Genomic DNA, 21884 nt, shown 5'->3' with positions numbered 1-21884 from the left:
CATGCGGCGGTTGGCGTATTACGTCGATTGCCGGCTGACCGCCGTTCTGCGCAGACGCGGCCCCCATTCCCGCCAGTTGGTCAGCACGATGCCGGCTAGCACGAAAGCGCTGCCGACAACCGAATAGCCGTTCAGCTGTTCGTCGTATAGCGCGGCGCCCAGACCCAGAGCGATGATCGGCGACACATATAGCCAGGTAGAGGGGAAGAACGCGTTCGTCGCTTTCAGCAGCCATGCATATAAGCTGTGACCTATCATGGAGCCGACGACGATCAGATAGACCAGCGAACCGGCGGCCGCCCACGAGCCGAACGCCGCGGGACGGAATTCCTCGGTGAAGGCCGATAACAGCAGCAGCGACAACCCGCCGAACATCATCTGGACGGCGTTGACCGCGATCGGAGGCGTCTCCTTCGCCTCCATCATGACTTTGCGGGTGAACAAGCTCCCGGCCGCATAGCCGAGTTCGCCCAATAAGACGAGCAGACAGCTAAGCAGCCACAGCGCATCGGTGCCGATGCCCAGCTTGGGGAGCAGGAGGACGAAGACGCCCGCGAAGCCGACGGCGCAGCCGAGGAAAGCGCCGCCGGGCGGCGACTGCCTGGCGATCGCGCTCTGCAGCACGAGAATCATCATCGGACCGGTGGCGGACAGCATCGCCGCGATGCCGGAATCGATATGCTGCTCCGCCCAATACAGCGTGGCGAAGGTGAAGAACGTGCTGCCCAAGCCGATCAGCCAAAATTTACGATCAAGCAGCATGCGTAACGTTGCCTTGCGCTGCGCGAGGAGCCATAGGAACAGGAGCAATCCCGCTATGAAAAAGCGGAGGCCGGCCGCGAAGAAGGGAGGCAACCCCGACTCGACCCCGATTTTGATGGCTAGGAACGTCGTGCCGAAAATCGCGCACATGAGCAAATAAGCGGTAAGTATCATAGCGTTTCCTCCTTTTTGTATACTATAATAGGCAACAATAGAACAGATGGAAGGACAATAGAACAGATGATGCGTCATGTTGATCATGACGGAGCTGCAAAGGAGAGCGCTAATGGCATCGATCGGGAACATGCACGAGGATGAAACGGGCGGTCGGCGGACGACGAAATCGGTATACGAGGCGATCTTGGGCGGAATAAGAGCGGGGCGCTGGCTTCCGGGCGGCAAGCTGCCGTCCGTCCGGGAGATGGGGGAGCTGATGAACGTGCACCGGCTTACGGCGTTGAAGGCGTATCGGCAGCTCGCGGATGAAGGTCTGGTGGAGGCCAAGTATAAGTCGGGATACTATGTCAAGACGCATGAAGCGAGGGCGCGCGAGCCTTCGCTTGAGACAGAGTGGGACTACAAGGCGCGTTCCCTCTATGTAAACCGGAGCCGTCTATCGGATATCCACCGGCAGCAGGTCGATTATCAAATGTCGGAGGCGCTGATCGATCCGAATCTGCTGCCCAATGCGTATTTGTCCAATTACGTCAAGCAAGTGTTCGACCTCTATCCGCGCGTGCTCAGTACCTATTCCACCGTTCTTGGCGACGCGGAACTGAGAGAGAAGCTGGGCGGCTTCTTCTTGGCCAAACACGGCATCAGCGTGCATCCGGACGAGCTGCTCATCACGACGGGGTCGCAGCAGGCGATCGACCTGGTGTCCCGCGCGCTGGCCAAGCCTGGGGATAAGGCGCTCATCGAGCGGCCAACGTATTCGCCGGCGATCGACGCGTTCCAGCAGCAGGGGATCGCGCTGCTTCCGGTGACGATCACGCCGGAAGGTTATGACTTGGATGAAGTCGAACGGCTGATGAAGACCGAGCGCCCTCGCCTGTTCTATATGAATCCGACCTATCAAAATCCGACGGGGTATACCGTGCCCGCCATGCAGCGCAAACGACTGGTAGAGCTGGCGGAGCGGTATCAGTGCCTGCTCGTGGAGGATGACGTCTACCACGATATTTACTTCGGCGGGCCGCCGCCGCCGCCGCTATTCTACTACGACACGGAAGGGTACGTACTCTACATTCGGAGCTTCAGCAAATATGTCGCGCCCGGTCTTCGCATCTCCGTGCTTGCCGCTCGACCCGCGCTAATGGAAGCCATCGCGCCGGTCAAAGCGTTATCGGACAATGGCACGCCGCTGCTCAATCAGAAAATATTCCAGCATTACTTCTTCTCGAAGCGGCTGCAGGAGCATGTCGCCAAGCTGCGCACGGCGCTGGAGCTTCGGAAGACGGCGATGGAATCTTCGCTGTCGGATACCGGCTGGCAATGGGCTAGCCCGAACGGAGGACTCAATCTGTGGGTACGGCTGCCGGATCATCTCTCCGTAGAGGAGCTGCTGCGGCGCGCGTTGTCCCGGTCGCTTGCGTTCGTGCCGGGGAGTATCTGCGATCCGCTGGGCGGCATGAACGACTGGATCAGATTGAGCTATTCTTACTTGAACGAGACGAATATAGCGGAAGGCATACGCCGGTTAGTCGACATTGCGGAAGAAATTCGTTCGGAGCATTGATGCAAGCGGCGCAACAAAAAACGGCTCCCCGAGCAACCAAGCTTGCGCTTGGTCGCCGGTGAGCCGTTTCTCATTGAGGGTAAGAGCCCGAACCTTAAGACTTGCCGCGCTGTTCGATCGACTTGCGCATGGCCGCGCCTAAGATCTTAGCCAACGTCGCGCGCGGCAGAACGCGTCCGAGCAGCGCCGTGAAATAATTGTTCGCGCCGTCGATGACGAAGCCTTTGTTCGTCTTCAACGCGCGAAGGGCGGTCGCGACGACCTGAGCCGGCGTGCGCTTGGATTTGGTCTCGACTTCGCTCGCGGTCCGGAAGAAGTTCGTATCCGTCGGCCCCGGACAGAGCGCGAGCACGCGAACGCCGCGATGACGATACTCTTCCCACAGCGATTCCGTGAACGACAGGACGAACGCCTTCGTCCCGCTGTAGACGGAACAATACGGGAACGGCATGAAGGAGAGGAGCGAAGCGACGTTGATGATCGCGCCCGACTTCCTCGCGGCCATGTCGGCGAGAAAGAGATGCGTCATCTCCATTAGCGTATTGACGTTCAGCATGATTTGTTCCCGATAGGACTCGACCGGATGATTCAGAAACTCGCCGCTAAGCCCGAATCCCGCGTTATTGACCAGAAGATCGATTCGAAGGCCGAGCTCCGAGATTTCCGTATGAATTCGAAGCGCCGCGCCGGGTAGGCTCAGGTCGGCCGCGATGACGTGCGTCTTCACGCCGTGTTGAGCCGAGACTTCCGCCGCAAGCCGCTCTAATTTGTCTTTGGAGCGCGCGACCAAGACGAGGTCGTTCCCCCGCTGGGCGAGCTGCCGGGCGAATTGCTCCCCGATGCCCGATGAAGCGCCCGTAATTAATGCCGTAGTAGACACGATGAGTTCATCCTTCCAAGCTGATCTGGCTGCCATTCGTGGCAGAATGGCTTAAGTATAGCGTGGATGATGCAGAACGCGCCAATGTTTTTCGACAATATTCTCGTAATTTCGAATAGCGCCAGATCAAAAGGCGCGCCCCGTTTATGGGACGCGCCTTGAAATGGAAAGGAATATGCTTTTGCGGTGCCGCGCAAACTAATGGAACATCAAATCGCGCTGCCGCCGAACACGAAGCGATACTCCCAATGCTTGCCGGCGATGCTGCTGATTGTCACGCCTCCGGACTCCTTGGAATACGTGTGCAGCACTTTGCCGTTCCCGAGATAAATGCCGACGTGCGTTATGCGCTGAGTCGATTTGTTGATGCCGGCGTAGGCTGATTTGCTTGTCCCTTTATAGCTCATGAAGAACATCAGATCGCCCGGCTTCAAATTGCTCCATTTGGTTGTCGTTCCGCTTCGATTCTTCACGTACGTCGCCTGGCTTCTAGAGTCGGCCGGCAGCTTCACGCCGGTCGCGTCCAAGAAAGCTTGGCGCACGAAATCCGAGCAATCGAACGTGCTTGTATTCGAACGGCTGGAGCCGTTCTCGTACGGGGTACCCATATATTTCATGCCGGCGTTGATAACGCTCTGCTTCGTCGCCGCGGAAGCGGCGTGCGCGGTCGTGCCAAGCGTCGGCGTAACGACGGCGATCATGGACATGGCGGTTACGGTTGCTGCGATCATGAGTTTCTTCATCGATAAATGCCTCCTTAGGTTAGCCGGCGAGGTTAGTTGTCGGGTTCGGACTTAAGGAGCCAGCCCTTCGCGAATATTCGCGTTCACCCCAAGCAGCGCGACTAATTCGCGGCTGCGGTGTTTCAATCGCTGAATGCTGCATTCCCAGTCTTCGGATTGTGAACGCAAACCAATCAGCTTCACGATCGCTGAATGCTGCAATCCCAATCTTCGGATTGTGAACGCAAACCAATCAGCTTTTCCCCCGCACTCCGGGTTTGCCGAAGTTTTGGCTCACACAGCGTACCATGATCCCAAAAGCGGAATACACCCATAAAATATGGGAAACAGTGTGCTTTCCTATATAGTACCGGCTTAAAATTGACGTACAGACATCGATGAAATGAGCGAAAATCAAGGATAAAAACAGGATGAAAGGGGAAAAATGGGCGGTAGGAGGTGGGTATATGCTACCGATGGAAGCGGAGACGATGGGGATGCTGACGATCGGGTTTTGGACGATGATGTTCGCCATGTTTACCGTCGTTTTCATTATGCTTCTGCGAGACCGCAGGCTCGAAATGATCTGGATTTTGGCGCATCTGATCGTGTTCGCGATGGCCGTGCGAAGTTGTTTGCATGCCATCGGCAACCGGGTTCATCCGATCATGGCATCCGAAAACAATTCCTGGTGGCTGGGAATCGGCGGCGTGCTTTGGGCTATCAGCATGTTCTTGCTGCTTGGCGGCATCGTCAGTCTCGCGACCGGTAAAATTCATGCCGAGCTGGCGCTTGAAGCGAATGAGAAAGAGGGACGTCCGCGTTAACGGGACGTCCCTCTTCTATTAAGAATCGACGGATAAGAGCGAGTAAGTCTTGCTCATGCATATACGACGAGATTGCGTCCGCCAAACTTCGCGGACCGAAGGGATTTCTGCGCCGCATGGAACAAATCCGCCGGACCGCTCAACGCCGCAGGCAAGGCCGTCGCGCCGCCGATGCTGACCGTTACGTATGCGCCGGAACCATCTTGACTGCGCGGGATTTGCATCCCGAGCACGCCTTGTCGGATTTGTTCCGCCAGCGCGGCCGTTTGATCGCGATCGCGTCCGCCGACGAGAACCGTGAACGTCCCGCCCTCATAGCGGGCGATGACCGTCTCCTCGTCCGAACCGGCGCAAGCGCGCAGCACGTCCGCGATCCATTGAATGCAGGTATCGCCGCCTTGAAGTCCGAACAGGGCATTGTACGCTTTGAAGCCGTCGATATCGATAATGAGAACAGACAGAGCTTGCCCGTTGTTGCGCCCGAAGTCCCAAGCTTGAAGCAGCCGGTTTTCGAAGAAACGGCGGTTGGGCATTTCGGTCAGCGCGTCCGTCTCGATAATGCTTTGCAGCTGTCTGGCCGTATCGCGGTAGACGGCATCCTCATCGGCGCCTTGCTTCTGTTCGACTTGTCGCGCGATAGCCAGAATCGAAGGTTTGCCGTTGTAGATGACCTGTGCCATGGATGTCTCGAGCAAGTACTCGGCGCCGAAGCAATCGACCGTCATCTTGACGGTGGAGACGAGCGTTCGGTTGAGCGAGCCATCCTTCATCTGGGCGGCCAGCTGCGATTCTTTGCGCAGAAGAGACAGGACGCGATGACCGATGAGGTCTTCGGCCTGCGCCGCTTTGACGAGATCGGCGGCTTGTTGGTTCGCGTAGACGATTTTGCCATCCGTGACGGCGAAGAAGGCGACGGGCGAATATTCCATCAGCTGCAAGTACCGCTTCTCGTTGTCCCGCACGGCTTGGAGATGCTGCTCCGCGAGCTCTTCCGCTTGCCGGAGCTGGGTTTGCGTCCGTTTGAAAATGATGGATTTCAGCTCGGGCAACAGACGCAGCTCGGTGTCCAGCCAAGGCGCGGAGCTTGAATCCACGGTCTGCAGCCACTTCTCGAACGACTTACGCGGCGAGATGCGCATTCCGTTATCCGCCTGGGTGACCGCCTTGGCGGGATCGCCCGCCCACTCCACGGTCTGCACGACTTCCTGCCGGAACCAGAGGATGAAATCCTTATGTCCGCCGGATAAGGCCAGGTAGAGCATACCGGATGCGGTTGCCTTGTAGCCCGCGGCCGGCGCGAATTCAAGCGGCAGCGTCGATGTATGGTAGGCATGATCGATCGACTGCTCCTTGGCCCAAGCAGCCAGTTCTATGACTTGCTGCGCCGACGGCGAATCGCCGTAGAGCGCCAAATGATTATGGAAACTGACCGCCGCGCCCGACGCGCGCATGAGCGCGAGAAGGGCGGATTGTTCCTGCTCCAGCTGCTCCATGATCCGGGCAGGCGTCGGTTCGCCGATGAAGATGGACGCGATCCGGGTCGAGAGCGATTTTAGCCGCAGCTCCGTCTCGTAATTATCCAGCTGCTGGCGCTGATACAGCTCGCGCGAGAAAAACTCGCCCAGGAAGTTGCACAAATTGCGAATGCGATGCGGGACGTATTTTTTCGTTTCATGATGGCACGTTATGAGTCCCCACAGCTCGTTATTATGGATGAGCGATATCGTCACCGTCGCGCCGACGCCCATATTATGCAAGTATTCGATATGCATCGGAGATACGCTGCGCAAGGCGGATAAGCTTAAGTTAAGCGGCTGTCCGTTGTCCGGACGAAGCGCGGGGACGAGTTCGACCGGTTCGTAATGAACGTCTACGATCGTTCGCAGCCAATTGCGCAAATACAGCGCCCGCGCTTGCTTCGGGATGTCCGAAGCGGGATAGTGATGGCCGAGGAAGGGCTCCATATGGGATTCTTTCGCCTCCGCGATGACTTTCCCGTTCCATGCCGCGTCGAATTCGTAAATCATGACCCGGTCGTATCCTAGCATCAGCTTGATTTGCTCGGCCGCGATTTGACTCGCTTCCATTCGGTTGTCCGCTTGCTTCAGCATGCCGAAGAACGTCTGAATCCATTCGAAATCGTTCGTGCCGCTTGCCTGCTCATCGGGTTGCTCCGGTTCCAGCTCCAGAATGAACAGTTCGTCGCTCTCGTGCAGAATGCCGCAGAACGAACGCTCGGTACCATCGATCGCTAGACGCAAAGTCATATTGTGCAGTTTATAAGGATCAGCCGCGGCACGGGCGGCCTCTGCCGCGATCATCGCGGTTCGGGTCTCGCCGAACAGCGAGAGGAGCGGACGATCGAGCAAGTCCTCGGGCTGCACGCCGAGATGCTCGTTTGCGTTGCGGCTGCACTGCAGGATGCGAAACTCGGGCGACGGGCTGATCGCAAGCAGCACGCCGTGCGGTTGGATGCGTCCCGGGATATGGATCGGCTCCTTCTCGCAATTCGTCAGGTCGACCGGTTCGTGAAGCGCATATTCGCCATCGGTCAGGAGTGCGCGGTTCAGTAATTCATTGTTCCGTCTCTGGATTGCATCGGTCATGTCTTCGTCCTCCGTTCGCGATAAGCGACGTGAAAATACGCGGTAATCGCCGCTAGTCGGCTCCCGTCTATGTTATTGCTGAATCCAGCGATCTAGAAGGCGAAACGTGTCCGTCGCGGTCTGGACGATCCGCGCTTCGGCAGCATGGTCGCCTCGCTCCGCAACCGATTCGAGCAAGACGCGGAATTCGCCCCATCTGGCGCGGACGTCTTCGCCGTAGCTGTTGAAGTAACGCCCGTTCGTTTCCGGTTGCACCGGCAGAAATTTGGCGAATTGGCGCATGATGACCTGTCCACCGAGCGTCGAACCTTCCAGCACGTACATATAGCCGAGCGCGCCTTCGAAATCGGAGACGTCCGGCAGCTCCTCGCAGCGCGGAAGCGCATGGATAGCGGCTTCGGATAGACCCGATTGACGCAGATCGCTCGCGATCAGGTCCGCCTTTGTCCGCTCGTCGAAGCGAAAATCGTTCGCTTCCCATTCCGGCCTGGACGCGATCATCCGTTCGATCGGTTCGACGAATCCGTAAAATTTGACCAAATAAGCTTGATAGCCGTCCATCGTCAGCGATTGGTCCATAATGCCTTTGGCATACGGATTTTGTTCGATTTGTTTATGGAAGGTCGCGGTATGCTCCCTCAGCTGCTGCAGCACGTTCATCGTCAACGATTCTCCTTTGTCGCGAGCCAAAAGTATTTTCATAATTCTTACCAACTATAGCATAACTGGTTGCACGAACGTCCCGGATGAGGAATTATTCATCTTCGGCGTACGGCATTTCAAGGCGGACTTGTTAACTTTTGAACGATAAGAGGCTATTTTTGCGGCGCGAATAGCGCGAACGGCGGAGCGGGGCAGGTTCGATATGATCTTCTTCGCCGACCAGCTGCATTTGATCTATCCGAGCCACGCGGCGGCCGGGCATGTTCGACCCGATCGCGCTGCTCTCCGCGCTGTCGATGGCCACGGAGCGGATCGACATTTCCGCCGGGAGGCCGCGCACCATTAGAAGCAGTTCTCCGCTCAAGCAATCTCTTCGGCTGTTGCCCGCTGAAGAGGTTGTTTCTTTTTCGCGCGCCTCGGGATGCGGGATCGGCCGTCCTCCGTTATAATCTTCGTGGGGGAGGGGATGCGCGAATGACGATTTCCTTAAGAGGCCATCACCTGCTATGCCTGCTCGGCTATCGCGGGATGGGGTATTCGGCGGAATACGTGAAGAACATGACGAACGTCCATCGGCGTCTGCTGCGCGAACCGGAGACGGAATGCCTGATCGTAGAGGGTCCGGACCAGCTGTGCGCTTGTTTTCCCGCCGACGGTGATTATCATTGCGAGAGCCGTACCGTCGGGGAGCGAGATGCGCTCATTATCGCCACGCTCGGCCTTGCGGTCGGTCAGCGTCTCGCTTGGTCGGAAATTCTGGCACGCGTCGCGGCATCCGTGAAGCCGGAAGATTTGAACCGAATTTGCGCGACCTGTCCCTGGCTCGCCTATGGCGTGTGCCAGGAAGGCGTGCGGATGGTCGGCTGCGGACAGCCGCTGCCGGCCGTGTGATGGCGCGAGAGCAAGGGTGAAGGCCGTGAAGTTAATGCGCATAATGTCGTTAATAGCCTTAATCTTGCCATAAGGCCGATTTCGCGAGATAACGAGAGAAGGAACGTACTTATTGAAGCGGGAGCCGGCCAGCGATGAACGTATTTGTGCAGATTATCGTCAACATCATTTTTCCTGTATTCGCCTTGATCGGCGTCGGGTTGTTCGCGCATCGGAAGTTTAAGTTCGATTTGCAGACGCTCTCGAAATTAACGACGTTTATTCTTATGCCGGCCGTCAGCTTCGCCAATCTGTACGAGAGCCGAGTGGAGTGGGGACTGTTCGGGCAAGTGGCAGGTTATTTGATCATTCTGAGCCTTTCGCTCATCGCGGTGTCGACCGTTTTTTTCCGTCTGAACAATATGGACGGAAAGTCCGCCGCCGTGTTCAAGAACAACGTCGTGCTGATCAATTCCGGCAATTTCGGTTTGCCCGTCAGTCAACTCGTCTTTCAGCATCAGCCGGTCGGCATGGCCGTTCAAGTCATTATTTCGGTCTATCAGAATTTGCTGACGTACAGCTACGGCATGCTTAATTCGGTATCGGCGGATCGCGGCGGCGGATGGCGAGCCATTACGGCGTTCTTGAAAATTCCGACGCTCTATGCGGTGCTGCTCGGCTTACTGCTGAACACTTGGAATGTCGAGCTGCCGGACTATCTTTGGAAGCCGATCGAGAACGTGTCGGATGCGTTCCTGGCGCTCGCGCTCTTCACGCTGGGGGCGCAAAGCGCGGCGCTCCGAATCCGGCCGATTCCGTCTTTGCTCGTGTTCAGCATGGTCGGCCGATTGCTAGTGTCGCCAATATTGGCTTACCTGCTCATTCGCCTGCTCGGCATGGAAGGCGTCGTGGCGCAAGCCTGCTTCATCGCCAGCGCGTTCCCGACGTCGCGCAACGCTTCGCTGCTGGCGCTCGAGCACGACAATCACCCGGACTTGGCTGCGAAAGCGGTCATACTGAGCACGTTTCTAAGCAGCGTTACGGTATCGGTGGTTATCTATTCGTCTCAATTGCTATTCGGCTGATAAAGGTTCTGCCAAGTCGATGAATGCAGCTCCCCGGCTTGCGCAGGTTCTTCTCGTAAGAAAAGCCGGATACGATGGAACACCGGTAAGATTGCAAAGGAGAGAGAGCTTTTATTTTCAGGCTGAAACTATGGGCTGAAGATGAAGGTTTTTTATTAATGACGTAAAATAGTTGCGAACATCCTTGAAATGTCCATTTACGTTGAGAATGATTTTCATTTAGAATCTGTAAATGAAAATGATTATCATTATTAACCGAGAGGGGTATCATCATCTTATGTTTCGCAACGTACTCACGCATGGCATTCTAGCGGCAGCTGTACTGCTCGCTCCGGCTTCGGCCGTATTCAACCACGCGGCGTCTGCCGCAACGGCGGCATCTTCGATCCGCGTCACGCTCGACGGGATGGCGGTCGCCTTGAACGGTTCGCCGCAAGCGGTGAACGGCACGACGCTCGTTCCTTACGGAAGCATCGTTACGGCGCTTGGCGGCAAGGCGGATTGGAACGCCTCGACCAAGACGGTAACGGCTACATATGCAGGCACGAAAGTGAAACTGACCGTTGGTTCCAAGACCGCTTACGTCAACGACGTGCGCACGGAGCTGGATACCGCGCCGCGGTCGGTTAGCGGCAGGACGCTGGTCCCGGTTCGACTTATCTCCGAGGCGTTCGGCAAATGGGTAACTTACAGCAAGACGACGAGCACCGTCGCGATCAAGAGCACGCTCACCGTCACGACGAGCACCGGCGCGTTCACGCTGAAGCAGAAGCCGAAGCGGATCGTCACGCTGTCGTCCTCGGATACGGAGATCATCTACGCGCTCGGCGGATCGGTCGTCGGACGGTCCACGTCGCTCGGACCGGTGATCCCGGCAGCGGCGGCGTCCGTGCCGGAAGTCGGCAGCGCGCACAGCATTCAATTCGAGAAGCTGGCATCGCTCAAGCCGGATCTCGTCATCGCGAACCCGTCGCTGAAGACGCAGCAAGCGACAATCGAGTCCCTTGGCGCGCAGGTGATGTTCCATTCGCACAACAGCTATTCCGACATTCAAGCTTCGATTCGTCTATACGGCGAAATTCTCGGCGCATCGGCCAAGGCGGAGCAGTTGGTCTCGGGCATGAACGCACAGATCACGGGTCTGTCGAAGCCGAAAGAGGCGCCGAAGACGCTAATCGTGTACGGCGCGCCGGGCAGCTTCGTCGTGGCGCTGCCGACCAGCTACCCGGGCAATTTCCTGGAGCTTGCGGGCGGCAAGAACGCGGCGGCATCGTTCCCGAAAATGGACAAAATGCCGCAATACGCCGAGCTTAGCTTAGAGCGGATCGTCGGCGCGAACCCGGATCTCATCCTGCTGATCACGCACGGCGACGCGGCCGAGGTGAAGGCGAGCTTCAAGAAGCAGTTCGAATCGAACCCGGCTTGGAAGAGTCTGAACGCGGTCAAGAACGATCAGTTCGAAGTATTGCCGTCCGATCTGTTCGCGGCGAATCCGGGACTGCGCGCGCCGCAAGCGATCGAGACGATTAATAAACTGCTGCTGCAGGTGAAGTAGGACCATGTCGGCGGTCGTATCCAACACCCCGGCCAGCGCTCGGCGGGCTCAGCCCGCCCAAGCCTTGAAGCACGGTTCCATCGTAGGTATCAGTCTTATCCTGTTGACTCTTGCCATTCTCTATGGCTTGATGTCGGGGGCGATCTCGACCCCAGCGCGCGACGTATGGACGGCGCTAACGCAGAGCGGCGAGTCGGAAGCGAGGCAGATCGTCTGGAATCTTCGTCTGCCCCGCGTGCTGACCGGCCTGCTCGCCGGCATGTGCCTGGCCTTGTCCGGCGCGTTCCTGCAAGGCGTGTTCCGCAATCCGCTTGCCGATCCGGGCATTATCGGGGTTTCGTCCGGAGGCGGCTTGGCGGCCGTCTTCATCATGATCTTGTTCCCGGAGCAAATCGGTTATTTGCCGATATCCGCGTTCCTCGGCGCCTTGGCCGCCGCGGCGCTCGTCTATGCGCTGGCGTGGAAGGGCGGCGCGTCGCCGATCCGCCTCATCCTGGCCGGCGTTGCGGTCAACGCGCTGCTCGGCGCGGCGATGTCGAGCTTGATGATTCTGAACAGCGAGAAGGTGCAGGCCGTCCTGCCTTGGATGTCCGGCAGCTTGAACGGGCGCAGCTGGCCGCATTTCGATGCGCTGCTGCCGTATGCCGTCATCGGAGTTGTAGCCTCGATCTTCTTGGTGAAACAGGCGAATCTGCTCGTTCTGGGCGACGATGCCGCCAAGGTGCTCGGCGGCAAGGTCGAGCTCAGCAGATTGGTCATCATCATGCTCGCCGCGCTGCTGGCGGGAGCGGCGATCAGCATCGTCGGCATGGTCGGCTTCGTCGGTCTTGTCGTGCCGCACGTCGTGCGGATGGTGGCCGGCAACGATTATCGGATTTTGCTTCCCGTCTCCGGTATCGGCGGCGGGGCGCTCGTCATCGCGGCAGACACGGCTGCGCGCAGCTGGTTTGACCCCATCGAGTTCCCGGTCGGCATCCTGCTCGCTCTGATCGGGGCGCCGTTCTTCCTCTATTTGCTTCGAAAGGGCGTGCAGAAGTGAACGAGACGCTAATTGCCGAAGAATTGGCCTGCCGATTCGGGAACGTCGACGTCGTGGACGGAATCTCGCTGAAGGCGGTCAAAGGCGAATGGCTCGGCATCGTCGGTCCCAACGGATCGGGTAAATCAACGATGCTTCGCATGCTGGCCCGCTTGATCGTCCCCGACCGCGGGAGCGTACGCCTCGACGGCGACGATGTGCGCCGCATGAATACGAAATCGCTGGCGCGACGAATGACGATGTTGGCGCAAGCGAACGATCCCGGGCTCGACATAACGGTACGGGAGCTTGTCCGCCGGGGCCGGCACCCGCATCTGAAGTGGTACGAAGAATGCAGGGGGACGCACGAAGAGGTCGTCGATTGGGCGCTCGCGGCCACGAAGACGGATTTGCTGCAGCATCGGAAGCTGGGCCAGCTGTCCGGCGGGGAACGGCAGCGGGCTTGGTTGGCCATGAGCATGGCGCAGACGCCGGAGCTGCTGCTGCTCGACGAGCCGACGACCTATCTGGATATCGCCCATCAGCTCGAGCTGATGGAACTGATCCGCAACTTGAACAAGGAGCGCGGCGTTACGGTGCTGATGGTCATTCACGATCTGAACCAGGCCGCGAGATATTGCGATCGCATCATGGCCGTGAAGGACGGACGGATCGCCGCGCAGGGAACGCCTGCGGAAGTATTCCGTCCGGCCTTCTTCCGTGACGTGTTCGGCGTCGAGGCGAAGGTCTACGACGATGGCGGCGTTCCCGTGTTTATGCCGAGCGGCATCGCGGCGCTTCGAACTAGCGAAGGCGAGCGTCCAAGTGGAATCGCATGGTGAATTTAGATACAATACGAAGGAGGACGCATACATGCCTGGAGTTCCGCTGTCGACGGAATTGGTACGAGAATTTGTAGGCGCCGCCCATGGCAACTTGCCGGCGGTGCAGGCGCTGCTGCAGCAAGAGCCGGGGCTGCTTCACGCGGTCATGAATTGGGGCGGAGACGATTGGGAGAGCGCCCTGGGGGCCGCTGCCCACGTCGGACGGCGCGATATCGCGGAATGGCTGCTGGCGCAAGGCGCGCGAATGGATATTTTCGCGGCGGCGATGCTTGGAGAGCTGGACATCGTGCAGTCCATGATCGAGAAGTTCCCCGCGATGGCGCATGCCCGCGGACCGCATGGCATCTCGCTGAAGCAGCATGCCCTGCTGGGCGGGGAGCGGGCGCAGGATGTGGCGGCCTATTTGAAGTCATTCGAACTTAACGAGCAAGGGAGCGAGAGAATCGTGATTCTAGTGGAGAACCGGATTGAAGTGCGCAAGGGATACGGCGAAGCGATTCTAGAGCGTTTCCGCACGCCGAAGAACGTCCATACGTTCCCGGGTTTTATCCGAATGGACGTGCTGCACGCGGAGAATGCGGACGGCAATGAAGAGATTCGGGTATGCACGACGTGGGAGAACGAAGCGGCCTTCCAAGGCTGGGCGAACAGCGATTCCTTCCGCGGCGCGCACGCCAAACGCGCCGAACAGGCGAACGCGCAAGGACAAGCGCAGCCGCACGGTCAAGGACATGGCCACGGCGGACGTCACGGCGAGGCGGAAGGGGCCGAGTCGGCAAGTCCGATTATCGGGAACAAAGTGACGATCTACCAAGTCGTCGCGTCGCATCTTCCGGCGCCTGCCCAAGCGGCATCGGAAGCGTAACGCTCGTATAATGAAGCAAGCCCCGTAGGCGGAATGCGTTCCGCTAGCGGGGCTTTCGCGTCATTAGGGGGATTGCTGATCATCGCCTCGGAGCGAACGGATGGCGGATTGGAGCAGCTCGGCGACGCGGATCTGCTTTTCTTCGGGCATTCGTCCCTGCGCCGCGGCTGCGATCCGCTCGAAGTTGTCGATGACGTGATCGGCGCTCATGCCGCGCTGTTGGAGCAGGTTGTTCAACCAGAGGGCATAATCCGTGAACACCTTGTCGTCTTTCAGCGCAAGCGACGTCTCCAAATATCGGCAATGATGCTCGTTATCTTCGATGCATTTTCGTTTGCCGGATTCGCCGTATTTGTCCAACAGCTCGGGGTAGGCTTCGTAAATCCCGTCCGTGACTTCCCGAATAATCGCGTCGTACATCCGGATGTCGGGCTGTCCGCTCATTGCGCCACCACCTTGTATTTGCTGAATGAAGGAATCACGCCGGCAAGCTCGGGGTCGGGATATTGCCGCTCTAGCGCTTGAATGCGCTTATACTGCTCGCCGGTTATCCATGCCATATAATCCGACTTGTTCGCCCATTCCATATGCACGGTCAATTCGCCCGGCTTCTGCTCGTTCTGAAGGAGAAGGAATCGGATGAAGCCAGGCGCCTCGTCGACGGTCTTGGAGCGATTCCGGTAGATGGCGATGACCTCGTCCGCCTTGTGCGGAGGGACGTCGAACGTGGAATGCGCGATATACATGTAAGTCTCCCTCCATCATTACGCTAGTAGATTCATGGTACAAGCGACGCGCGCGCGTCGTCAAGCAAGACGGGGGACGGAAGCCCGGCATGCGGCTGGCGTGGAGGCGAGAGGCGGCTTTCGCAATCTTGCGCTTCTATCCGACGAACGTACATAAGTTCGCTTTTGCAGGTATAATGGGAATGGAGGTGAGGCGTAGGATGCGTTCAAACGAAAGCGGATCGAACGGCGGGGAGCGGGATAGGCCCCGTGAGGGCAGGCCGGCGTCCGACCAACAATGGGATGCGATTATCGCGTGCGATGGCGCATCTAACGGCACGTTCTTTTATGCCGTGAAAACAACGCGCATCTTCTGCCGGCCGTCCTGCAAATCAAGGGAGCCGAAGCGCGACCATGTGCTCGTATTCGACGACGCCCGGGATGCCGCCGGCGCGGGCTTCCGCGCATGCAAGCGCTGCAAGCCGACGGGCGAACGAATGCCGGACCAAGAGTGGGTTCATCAAATGACCGATTATATCGACGCGCATCTGCAGGAGGATCTGTCGCTGGAGTCGCTCTCGCAGGTTTGCCACGGCAGCGTCTTCCATATGCACCGCACGTTCAAGCGTCTGCAAGGCGTGACGCCGATCGTCTATATTCAGCATCGTCGGATCGCCGAGGCGCGGAGCTTGTTAGCGCAATCCGGACTAAGCATCTCGGAGGTGGCGGCCAATGTCGGATTGACGAACGTGCCGTACTTCACGACGCTGTTCAAGCGGAAGACCGGCATGACGCCGGCCGAATTCCGAACGACCATGCAGAAGATCGAACCAAGCGGAAAGGAAGGATGAAGATGACGCAAACGATGCCGGTTTCCATCCGGTGGGCGCAGATCGACGTTGAGCCGGGACCGCTCTTGATTGCGGCAAGTCCGTCGGGCTTATGCTACGTCGGCTCGCCCGGCGCTTCGTACGAGGAGTTGGAGCGCGGGCTCAAACGGGCATTCCCGGGCGGCGTCGCGCTGGATAATGACGAGGACGCGATGGCCCAATATGCAGCGCAAGTTTTCGCCTATTTGAAAGGGGAGCAGGGCGAATTTACCCTCTCGTTGGACTTGATGGGAACGCCGTTCCAGCGGAAGGTATGGCAGGCGCTGCTGGATATTCCATATGGACAGACGTCCTCGTATTCGGAGATCGCGCAGCGCATCGGACGTCCCGATGCGGTCCGCGCCGTCGGTACCGCCATCGGCGCGAATCCGGTGTTGATCGGCATACCTTGCCATCGCGTGATCGGCAAGAACGGCGCGCTGACCGGTTATCGCGGAGGACTGGAGATGAAACGCCATCTGCTGGAGCTGGAGCGACGCGTGCCGTCGAACGGCGAGATCCGATGATGCGGTACGTGACGACGAAGACTTTCGACTACGGCGAAGCCGAGATCGCGCATTTGATGCGGGAAGACCGTAATATGGGAGAGGCGATCTCGCGAATAGGGCGCATCGAACGCACGATCATCCCGGATCCGTTCGGCGCGCTCGCGCATGCGGTCGTCGGCCAGCTGATCTCGGTTAAGGCGGCGGACGCAATTTGGCTGCGGATGCAGCAACGGGTAGGCGAGATGACGCCTAGCCGCGTGGCGGAGCTGCCCGTTGAAGCGCTTCGAGAATGCGGCGTCACGATGCGCAAGGCGGCGACAATTCGCGCGATCGCTTGCGCCGAGTTAGACGGAGAACTTGACCTAGGCCGGCTGAACGAACGATCGGACGCCGAAGTCATTCAATCGTTAACGGCATTAAAGGGAATTGGACGATGGACGGCGGAGATGCTGCTCATCGGCTCGCTCGAACGTCCGGACGTCGTCAGCTGGGGCGACGTCGCGATCCGGCGCGGAATGATGAAGCTGTACGGCCTGCCCGAATTGACGAAGGCTCAATTCGATGAATACCGCGTGCGATACTCGCCCTATGGCTCGGTCGCCTCGATCTACTTGTGGGAAATCTCGAGCACCCCATGAGCAATCAACATGCCGAAGGAGTCAATGACGTGGACGCGAACAGCTGGATCCGCCAACAATTATCCGACGCCGCCGAAGACCGATACCGCCTGTTTGCTTCATCTTTGATTCCGAACATCGACAACGTCTTGGGCGTACGTTTGCCCGCGCTCAGGAAGTTGGCCGCGAAGCTGGCTAAAGACGACTGGCGAGCTTATCTCGACGAGGCGACGGACGAGTACTTCGAGGAGACGATGCTGCAGGGGATGGTGATCGCGCAGCTGGATGCGGATTTTCCGGAATGGCAAACTCGGATCGCGGCGTTCGTGCCGAAGATCAACAACTGGTCGATATGCGACTCGTTCTGCAACGATCTGAAGCGAACGAAGCGTCATTTGACGGATATGTGGTCGTTCATCGCTCCGTATTTCGCTTCGAATGAACCGTACAAGCTGCGTTTCGGCGTCGTCATGCTGCTCCATTATTATTTGACCGACGACTACATAAACCGAGTGCTAGCGCTTCTCGATGCGGTAGAGCATCCGGACTACTACGTGAAGATGGCGGTTGCGTGGGCGGTCTCGATCAGCTATGTGAAGCAACCGGACGCGACCCTGGCCTATCTTCGCGAAAATCGACTGGATGATTTCACTTACAGCAAATCGCTTCAGAAGATCACGGAGTCCCGTCAGGTGGACGCGGCCGAGAAAGCGATGATCCGCGGCATGAAGCGGAAATAACCGCGTGCGATATTTCCTGGGCAACCGCAAAACTCGACGGAATGCGGGGTAATCCTGCTTGCGTTGTCGGATCCAAATTCATGTTCATAATGACGTAACCCCCCGCAGCGCGCTCCGGGGGGTTTGACTTTCTCGGATGGATCGCAGGCGGCTACCGGAGCTCATGATGGAACGGCGCGGCAGCTTGCCTCAAATCGATCCGGTGCATTTCTCGCGATTCGAATGTGCTAGATTTGCGCCAATCGGTTTAAATAAAACTATAAAACTGCAGGATCGTTCGCGCGTAGAGAGGATGGTTGTATATGACAAGGAGGCAAATTCTCGTAATGGATTCCGACAGTAGCACGAGTAGTGGCATTGGTTTCTTCGCATTATTGAAAAAAGGCAATACATCGTCCGCCACGGCCGCCATCGGCAATACCGGCATCGCGATCGTCAAAGGCATCGCGGCCGTCATGACGGGCAGCGGCGCCATGTTCGCGTCGACGATGCATTCGATCGCCGACGCGGTGAATCAAGCCTTCGTCTTCACGGGCAGCGTGCTTGCCGAGAAGCAGGCGACCAAGCGATTCCCGGCCGGCTTCGGCAGGGTTATTAACTTGTTCTGCATGGTCGCCGTCATCGTCGTGACGGTCATGGCGTACGAGACGATCCGCGAAGGATTCCATCTATTGGCCCATCCGACCGAATCGCACGGCTTCTGGCTCAATCTGGCCGTGCTGATCTTATCGATCGCCGTGGACGGTTATGTATTAATTAAGGCGATGAAAGAGATCGTGCATGAGGCGCGCGTCGAAGCGCAGGGCATGGCGATCGTGACGCAAGCGTTCCGCAACGTCGGACGCGCCGCGCCGCCGACGCGACTCGTATTTTATGAAGATTTGGTCGCGACGACGGGCGCGATGCTGGCGCTGATCGCCGTCATCGTCACTTCGATGACTAGCTTCTGGTTGCTGGACGGGATCTCGACGATTCTGATCGGCTTGCTCATGATCGGCGTCGCGTTCCGCGTCGGGTATGATAATATGGTCGGCCTTATTGGCGTGTCGGCGCCGCCGGACGTGGAAGATAAGGTCGCGCGCATCATATTCTCGAACCCGCACGTCACCGATATTTTTCAGATGCGCATCCTGCAGGAAGGCCGCTATTACCACGTCGAAGGCTTGATCGAGCTCAAGCCGGGCCTGACGCTCGCCGATGCGGACGATATCAAGTTTAAAGTGAGGGACAGTCTGCTGAAGGACGTCGACATTGCCGACGTGACGCTTGGCATTATCGAAGATAACGGCGTGAAGAACTGGAAGCCCGGCGCGGCTAAAGTTTAATCGCCTCCTAATTTGAGGACGGACTGCGGGAGCGGTCCGTTTTCTTTCTTCGTTAACAAGCACAACGCTGCTCACCTAGAAGACATTCTATGGCGGCGGCGTTATAATAGAGAGACAGATTTCGCGAAGAGGGGGCACCCGCGTTGTCATTGATAGGAGAAGAGAGAAAAGACTATATTCTGAATAAGCTGAACCTCGAGGGCAAGGTCAAGTCGTTCGAGCTCGTCGAAGCGCTGCAGGTCTCTTCCGAGACGGTCCGCCGTTATTTGGAGGAGCTCGAAGAGGAGAAGAAGCTGAAGCGGGTTTACGGAGGCGCCATCAAGATCAACGCGTTCGGCGAAGAACCTGCGCAGCTGAGCCGCGAAGTGATGCATGCCGAAGAGAAGAAACGGATCGGCAAAGCGGCGGCATCGCTGGTCGAGGACAACGACGTGCTGTTCATCAGCGACGGCACGACCTCGCAGCAGATGATCCACTACCTGCTCAATAAGAAGAATCTAACGGTGCTGACCGTTTCGATCTCGGCTATGCATCTGCTTATGGACTATCGGAACAAAGAGCTCTTCGATGGGGATATCTATTTCATCGGCGGCAAAGTGAGCAGTAAGCACGCGCGCGTATTCGGTCCGATCGCGGAGAAGATCGTCTCCATGTTCGTGGCGGACAAAGCGTTCATCGCGATCGACGGCATCACGCTCCAGAGCGGCATCACCGGGTTCGACGTGGAGAACGGCATGCTGATGGCGAGGATGATCGAGAACGCGAAGCAGACGGTCGTGTTGACCGACCATTCGAAAATCGGCAGCGCCCAGAAGTTCAAAATCGCGGAATACAAGGACATCGATATCATTATCAGCGACGCGGCGATGCCATCCGATTGGGAGAGCGAGCTGGCGCGTCTGAACGTGGAATGGATTCGCGCGGAGTAGCTTTCGTTGCAAGAATGCCGATCAAGGTTGACGCAACCATGTACATAATTATCGAGGCAGCAGACCCTAAGGGGTCTGTTTTTTTGTGTTATCCGGTACTCGTTCGGGTTGGTACGAATATCCGGCATGTTTAACGTGCGGACAAAGGCGTGTGCAAATCTACGAACATGCGCGGATACAACGCTTCGGTCGAAGTATAGTCCAACCGGCTTTGGCCATAGTAAAGTATGGCAACTCAATTCAAATTTGGACGCGAAGGAGAGGATAAGGATGACGAAAGTAAATACGGCCATCATCTACTACAGCTCGACCGGCACGAACTACCAGCTGGCGCAGTGGGCGGCGGAAGGCGCGAAGGAAGCGGGCGCGGAGGCGAAGGTGCTGAAGGTCGCGGAGACCGCGCCGCAGAGCGCGATCGATTCCAACCCGGCTTGGAAGGCGCATGCAGAGGCATCGAAAGACGTACCGACCGTGCAGTTGGCCGACCTCGAATGGGCGGATGCGATTATTTTCAGCGTGCCGACGCGTTTCGGCAACATGCCGTCGCAGATGAAAGCGTTCCTCGATACGACGGGCGGCTTGTGGTTTAACGGCAAGCTCGTCAACAAAGTCGTCAGCGCGATGAGTTCGGCTCAGAATGCGCACGGCGGACAGGAGGCGACGATCTTGTCGCTGTATACGACGATGTACCATTGGGGCGCCATCATAGCCGGTCCGGGTTACACCGATCCGGTGACGTTCAGCTCCGGCGGCAATCCGTACGGGACGAGCGTAACGGTCAACCAGGAAGGGAAAATGATCGAGGACGTACGCGCCGCGGTCATCCACCAGGCGAAAAGGACGGTTGACATCGCGGGCCGCGTGAAGAAATAAGAACGGTTCAAATAGGAAGCCCGAACGTGCTTATGGCGCGTTTGGGCTTTTTGACTTTTGCGTGGCGGGAGAGAATTCGGACAAGGGTATCGGTCCGACACGGATGGACGAGTCGTCGCCAAGAACAATCACGCAGAATAGGCAAATGGCATTTAGCGGGTGTGTGTAAGACTGTTATACAACAACAATATTTTTATCTAAAACAGTATTGCAACAGTTGTGATTCAGTTATATAATAACAATTAATAAAACACTTTGTTATATAACAGTTTGTAGTGCGGAGGTGAACGAATGGATGGTCCTACCGATCTCGAACAAGGCCCGGATGAGAAGCGGTGCGGCCATGAACGGGCGTTTGTCGAATGGTTCTTGACTATTGCGTTCGACGATGGAGGAGAGGTTGCCGAATCGATCGCGCGGGTTGACAAGGCGGCGAAGCCGGGACGCGCCGATACAGAGTTGAGGCATCGGGCAGCCATGTAACGAAGATGTAACGGAGAGGATTGACCTGACTTTATCGATAAGGGGATGCTTGCGCATGATGAACAACCAACCATTTCGGATGTTGGAGACGACGGAAATTTGCTTTTCTTGCGGAGAACGGATGCCGGAACACGGACATGAGGCTGTTGAACGGTTGCGGCAAGGCGATTTGATCTGTTCGGCTTGTTCGGAAGCAAGCGGCAAATCGAGCGCCCATTATTATATGATGCAATATTACTACCGTTTCGCGGATTGAAACCCGACTTTGATGGTATCGCCATATGAGCCCCCAATGAAGCAGCCTTCGGGATGCTATCGTTGGGGGTTGTTCCGCTTATTTCAAAAGCCTACCCGCTGTTATATAATAGTGCCAATATT

At 57.6% G+C, this 21884-nt stretch carries 24 protein-coding genes, 2 pseudogenes and 1 riboswitch; of the genes and pseudogenes, 18 read left to right on the top strand and 8 right to left on the bottom strand.

Features of this window, described 5'->3' with window-relative positions; genetic code table 11:
- Nucleotides 1-18: 18 nt before the first annotated feature.
- Nucleotides 19-936 (bottom strand): DMT family transporter, encoded by a 918-nt coding sequence (locus BCM02_RS04100; protein WP_148927746.1) that lies wholly within the window; start codon nt 934-936, stop codon nt 19-21.
- Between the two features lie 112 nt (nt 937-1048).
- Here BCM02_RS04100 and BCM02_RS04095 point away from each other — a divergent pair, with 112 nt between their 5' ends.
- Nucleotides 1049-2500, top strand: coding sequence for an aminotransferase-like domain-containing protein (locus tag BCM02_RS04095; RefSeq protein WP_246183185.1), 1452 nt, complete (start codon nt 1049-1051; stop codon nt 2498-2500).
- 94 nt (nt 2501-2594) lie between these two features.
- Here BCM02_RS04095 and BCM02_RS04090 read toward each other — a convergent pair whose 3' ends face one another.
- Nucleotides 2595-3380, bottom strand: coding sequence for an SDR family NAD(P)-dependent oxidoreductase (locus BCM02_RS04090; RefSeq protein WP_246183184.1), 786 nt, complete (start codon nt 3378-3380; stop codon nt 2595-2597).
- Nucleotides 3381-3589: 209 nt separating this feature from the next.
- Nucleotides 3590-4012, bottom strand: a pseudogene (locus BCM02_RS04085) (C40 family peptidase); the annotation flags it as partial.
- 116 nt (nt 4013-4128) lie between these two features.
- A riboswitch (cyclic di-AMP (ydaO/yuaA leader) is annotated at nt 4129-4312 on the bottom strand.
- 257 nt (nt 4313-4569) lie between these two features.
- Between BCM02_RS04085 and BCM02_RS04080 the strand changes: the two are divergent.
- The gene (locus BCM02_RS04080) at nt 4570-4929 is read left to right on the top strand and encodes a hypothetical protein (RefSeq protein ID WP_148927743.1); all 360 of its coding nucleotides are present in this window, start codon (nt 4570-4572) and stop codon (nt 4927-4929) included.
- Between the two features lie 53 nt (nt 4930-4982).
- On the opposite strand, the gene BCM02_RS04075 is transcribed toward BCM02_RS04080, so the two are convergent.
- The 3 genes from BCM02_RS04075 to BCM02_RS35145 all read right to left on the bottom strand — a co-directional run bounded on the left by BCM02_RS04075 (nt 4983) and on the right by BCM02_RS35145 (nt 8562).
- Nucleotides 4983-7535 carry a diguanylate cyclase domain-containing protein gene (locus tag BCM02_RS04075; RefSeq protein ID WP_148927742.1) on the bottom strand — a complete coding sequence of 851 codons (2553 nt, stop codon included), beginning with the start codon at nt 7533-7535 and terminating at the stop codon, nt 4983-4985.
- A gap of 72 nt (nt 7536-7607) precedes the next feature.
- Entirely contained in the window at nt 7608-8195 is a 588-nt protein-coding gene (locus BCM02_RS04070) for a biliverdin-producing heme oxygenase (protein ID WP_246183183.1), read from the bottom strand.
- Between the two features lie 133 nt (nt 8196-8328).
- Nucleotides 8329-8562: a hypothetical protein gene (locus BCM02_RS35145; RefSeq protein WP_187434012.1), complete on the bottom strand. Its 234-nt coding sequence runs from the start codon at nt 8560-8562 to the stop codon at nt 8329-8331.
- Nucleotides 8563-8672: 110 nt separating this feature from the next.
- On the opposite strand from BCM02_RS35145, the gene BCM02_RS04060 reads away from it, so the two are divergent.
- From BCM02_RS04060 to BCM02_RS35820, 7 genes and pseudogenes are all read left to right on the top strand, one after another.
- Nucleotides 8673-9089 (top strand): DUF1284 domain-containing protein, encoded by a 417-nt coding sequence (locus BCM02_RS04060; protein ID WP_148927740.1) that lies wholly within the window; start codon nt 8673-8675, stop codon nt 9087-9089.
- A gap of 134 nt (nt 9090-9223) precedes the next feature.
- Entirely contained in the window at nt 9224-10153 is a 930-nt protein-coding gene (locus BCM02_RS04055) for an AEC family transporter (RefSeq protein ID WP_148927739.1), read from the top strand.
- A gap of 277 nt (nt 10154-10430) precedes the next feature.
- Nucleotides 10431-11708, top strand: a complete 1278-nt coding sequence (locus BCM02_RS04050) for an ABC transporter substrate-binding protein (protein ID WP_187434011.1) — start codon at nt 10431-10433, stop codon at nt 11706-11708.
- A gap of 4 nt (nt 11709-11712) precedes the next feature.
- The gene (locus BCM02_RS04045) at nt 11713-12747 is read left to right on the top strand and encodes a FecCD family ABC transporter permease (RefSeq protein WP_148927737.1); all 1035 of its coding nucleotides are present in this window, start codon (nt 11713-11715) and stop codon (nt 12745-12747) included.
- Nucleotides 12744-13568: an ABC transporter ATP-binding protein gene (locus BCM02_RS04040; protein WP_148927736.1), complete on the top strand. Its 825-nt coding sequence runs from the start codon at nt 12744-12746 to the stop codon at nt 13566-13568. Before BCM02_RS04045 ends, BCM02_RS04040 begins: the two co-directional genes overlap by 4 nt.
- Nucleotides 13569-13599: 31 nt before the next feature.
- Nucleotides 13600-13977, top strand: a pseudogene (locus BCM02_RS35825) (ankyrin repeat domain-containing protein); the annotation flags it as partial.
- Nucleotides 13963-14436: an antibiotic biosynthesis monooxygenase gene (locus BCM02_RS35820; protein ID WP_246183219.1), complete on the top strand. Its 474-nt coding sequence runs from the start codon at nt 13963-13965 to the stop codon at nt 14434-14436. The pseudogene BCM02_RS35825 and the gene BCM02_RS35820, both read left to right, overlap by 15 nt.
- Nucleotides 14437-14499: 63 nt before the next feature.
- On the opposite strand, the gene BCM02_RS04030 is transcribed toward BCM02_RS35820, so the two are convergent.
- A complete protein-coding gene (locus tag BCM02_RS04030) occupies nt 14500-14880 on the bottom strand; it encodes a globin family protein (RefSeq protein WP_246183182.1) in 381 nt (126 codons plus the stop codon).
- Nucleotides 14877-15182 (bottom strand): antibiotic biosynthesis monooxygenase family protein, encoded by a 306-nt coding sequence (locus BCM02_RS04025; RefSeq protein WP_148927734.1) that lies wholly within the window; start codon nt 15180-15182, stop codon nt 14877-14879. Before BCM02_RS04025 ends, BCM02_RS04030 begins: the two co-directional genes overlap by 4 nt.
- Nucleotides 15183-15382: 200 nt before the next feature.
- Between BCM02_RS04025 and BCM02_RS04020 the strand changes: the two genes are divergently transcribed.
- The 9 genes from BCM02_RS04020 (at nt 15383) to BCM02_RS03980 (ending at nt 21762) form a co-directional block, all read left to right on the top strand.
- Nucleotides 15383-16012 (top strand): bifunctional transcriptional activator/DNA repair enzyme AdaA, encoded by a 630-nt coding sequence (locus BCM02_RS04020; RefSeq protein WP_148927733.1) that lies wholly within the window; start codon nt 15383-15385, stop codon nt 16010-16012.
- Nucleotides 16013-16014: 2 nt separating this feature from the next.
- Nucleotides 16015-16557, top strand: coding sequence for a methylated-DNA--[protein]-cysteine S-methyltransferase (locus tag BCM02_RS04015; RefSeq protein WP_246183181.1), 543 nt, complete (start codon nt 16015-16017; stop codon nt 16555-16557).
- Nucleotides 16557-17177: a DNA-3-methyladenine glycosylase family protein gene (locus tag BCM02_RS04010; protein ID WP_148927964.1), complete on the top strand. Its 621-nt coding sequence runs from the start codon at nt 16557-16559 to the stop codon at nt 17175-17177. Before BCM02_RS04015 ends, BCM02_RS04010 begins: the two co-directional genes overlap by 1 nt.
- The gene (locus BCM02_RS04005) at nt 17174-17896 is read left to right on the top strand and encodes a DNA alkylation repair protein (RefSeq protein WP_148927731.1); all 723 of its coding nucleotides are present in this window, start codon (nt 17174-17176) and stop codon (nt 17894-17896) included. The genes BCM02_RS04010 and BCM02_RS04005 overlap by 4 nt, the downstream gene beginning before the upstream one ends.
- Before the next feature lie 326 nt (nt 17897-18222).
- Nucleotides 18223-19221 (top strand): cation diffusion facilitator family transporter, encoded by a 999-nt coding sequence (locus BCM02_RS04000; RefSeq protein WP_148927730.1) that lies wholly within the window; start codon nt 18223-18225, stop codon nt 19219-19221.
- 143 nt (nt 19222-19364) lie between these two features.
- A complete protein-coding gene (locus BCM02_RS03995; RefSeq protein WP_148927729.1) occupies nt 19365-20150 on the top strand; it encodes a DeoR/GlpR family DNA-binding transcription regulator in 786 nt (261 codons plus the stop codon).
- 270 nt (nt 20151-20420) lie between these two features.
- Nucleotides 20421-21023 (top strand): NAD(P)H:quinone oxidoreductase, encoded by a 603-nt coding sequence (gene wrbA, locus BCM02_RS03990; protein WP_148927728.1) that lies wholly within the window; start codon nt 20421-20423, stop codon nt 21021-21023.
- 291 nt (nt 21024-21314) lie between these two features.
- A complete protein-coding gene (locus BCM02_RS03985; RefSeq protein WP_148927727.1) occupies nt 21315-21506 on the top strand; it encodes a hypothetical protein in 192 nt (63 codons plus the stop codon).
- Between the two features lie 55 nt (nt 21507-21561).
- Nucleotides 21562-21762 carry a hypothetical protein gene (locus BCM02_RS03980; RefSeq protein ID WP_148927726.1) on the top strand — a complete coding sequence of 67 codons (201 nt, stop codon included), beginning with the start codon at nt 21562-21564 and terminating at the stop codon, nt 21760-21762.
- The last annotated feature ends 122 nt before the right edge of the window (nt 21763-21884 follow it).

The organism is Paenibacillus methanolicus (assembly GCF_008124765.1).
In the GTDB taxonomy this organism is placed as follows: domain Bacteria; phylum Bacillota; class Bacilli; order Paenibacillales; family Paenibacillaceae; genus Paenibacillus_Z; species Paenibacillus_Z methanolicus.
Note: the sequence above shows the minus strand (reverse complement) of the source record. Positions and strands in the feature narration are given on the sequence as shown.

What these genes read in the sequence shown, in the direction of transcription:
- BCM02_RS04100 (WP_148927746.1), bottom strand. Translation starts at nt 936, where the DNA reads ATGATACTTACCGCTTATTTGCTCATGTGCGCGATTTTCGGCACGACG.
- BCM02_RS04095 (WP_246183185.1), top strand. Translation starts at nt 1,049, where the DNA reads ATGGCATCGATCGGGAACATGCACGAGGATGAAACGGGCGGTCGGCGG.
- BCM02_RS04080 (WP_148927743.1), top strand. Translation starts at nt 4,570, where the DNA reads ATGCTACCGATGGAAGCGGAGACGATGGGGATGCTGACGATCGGGTTT.
- BCM02_RS04075 (WP_148927742.1), bottom strand. Translation starts at nt 7,535, where the DNA reads ATGACCGATGCAATCCAGAGACGGAACAATGAATTACTGAACCGCGCA.
- BCM02_RS04070 (WP_246183183.1), bottom strand. Translation starts at nt 8,195, where the DNA reads ATGAACGTGCTGCAGCAGCTGAGGGAGCATACCGCGACCTTCCATAAA.
- BCM02_RS04060 (WP_148927740.1), top strand. Translation starts at nt 8,673, where the DNA reads ATGACGATTTCCTTAAGAGGCCATCACCTGCTATGCCTGCTCGGCTAT.
- BCM02_RS04055 (WP_148927739.1), top strand. Translation starts at nt 9,224, where the DNA reads ATGAACGTATTTGTGCAGATTATCGTCAACATCATTTTTCCTGTATTC.
- BCM02_RS04050 (WP_187434011.1), top strand. Translation starts at nt 10,431, where the DNA reads ATGTTTCGCAACGTACTCACGCATGGCATTCTAGCGGCAGCTGTACTG.
- BCM02_RS04045 (WP_148927737.1), top strand. Translation starts at nt 11,713, where the DNA reads ATGTCGGCGGTCGTATCCAACACCCCGGCCAGCGCTCGGCGGGCTCAG.
- BCM02_RS04030 (WP_246183182.1), bottom strand. Translation starts at nt 14,880, where the DNA reads ATGAGCGGACAGCCCGACATCCGGATGTACGACGCGATTATTCGGGAA.
- BCM02_RS04025 (WP_148927734.1), bottom strand. Translation starts at nt 15,182, where the DNA reads ATGTATATCGCGCATTCCACGTTCGACGTCCCTCCGCACAAGGCGGAC.
- BCM02_RS04020 (WP_148927733.1), top strand. Translation starts at nt 15,383, where the DNA reads ATGCGTTCAAACGAAAGCGGATCGAACGGCGGGGAGCGGGATAGGCCC.
- BCM02_RS04015 (WP_246183181.1), top strand. Translation starts at nt 16,015, where the DNA reads ATGACGCAAACGATGCCGGTTTCCATCCGGTGGGCGCAGATCGACGTT.
- BCM02_RS04010 (WP_148927964.1), top strand. Translation starts at nt 16,557, where the DNA reads ATGCGGTACGTGACGACGAAGACTTTCGACTACGGCGAAGCCGAGATC.
- BCM02_RS04005 (WP_148927731.1), top strand. Translation starts at nt 17,174, where the DNA reads ATGAGCAATCAACATGCCGAAGGAGTCAATGACGTGGACGCGAACAGC.
- BCM02_RS04000 (WP_148927730.1), top strand. Translation starts at nt 18,223, where the DNA reads ATGGATTCCGACAGTAGCACGAGTAGTGGCATTGGTTTCTTCGCATTA.
- wrbA (WP_148927728.1), top strand. Translation starts at nt 20,421, where the DNA reads ATGACGAAAGTAAATACGGCCATCATCTACTACAGCTCGACCGGCACG.
- BCM02_RS03985 (WP_148927727.1), top strand. Translation starts at nt 21,315, where the DNA reads ATGGATGGTCCTACCGATCTCGAACAAGGCCCGGATGAGAAGCGGTGC.
- BCM02_RS03980 (WP_148927726.1), top strand. Translation starts at nt 21,562, where the DNA reads ATGATGAACAACCAACCATTTCGGATGTTGGAGACGACGGAAATTTGC.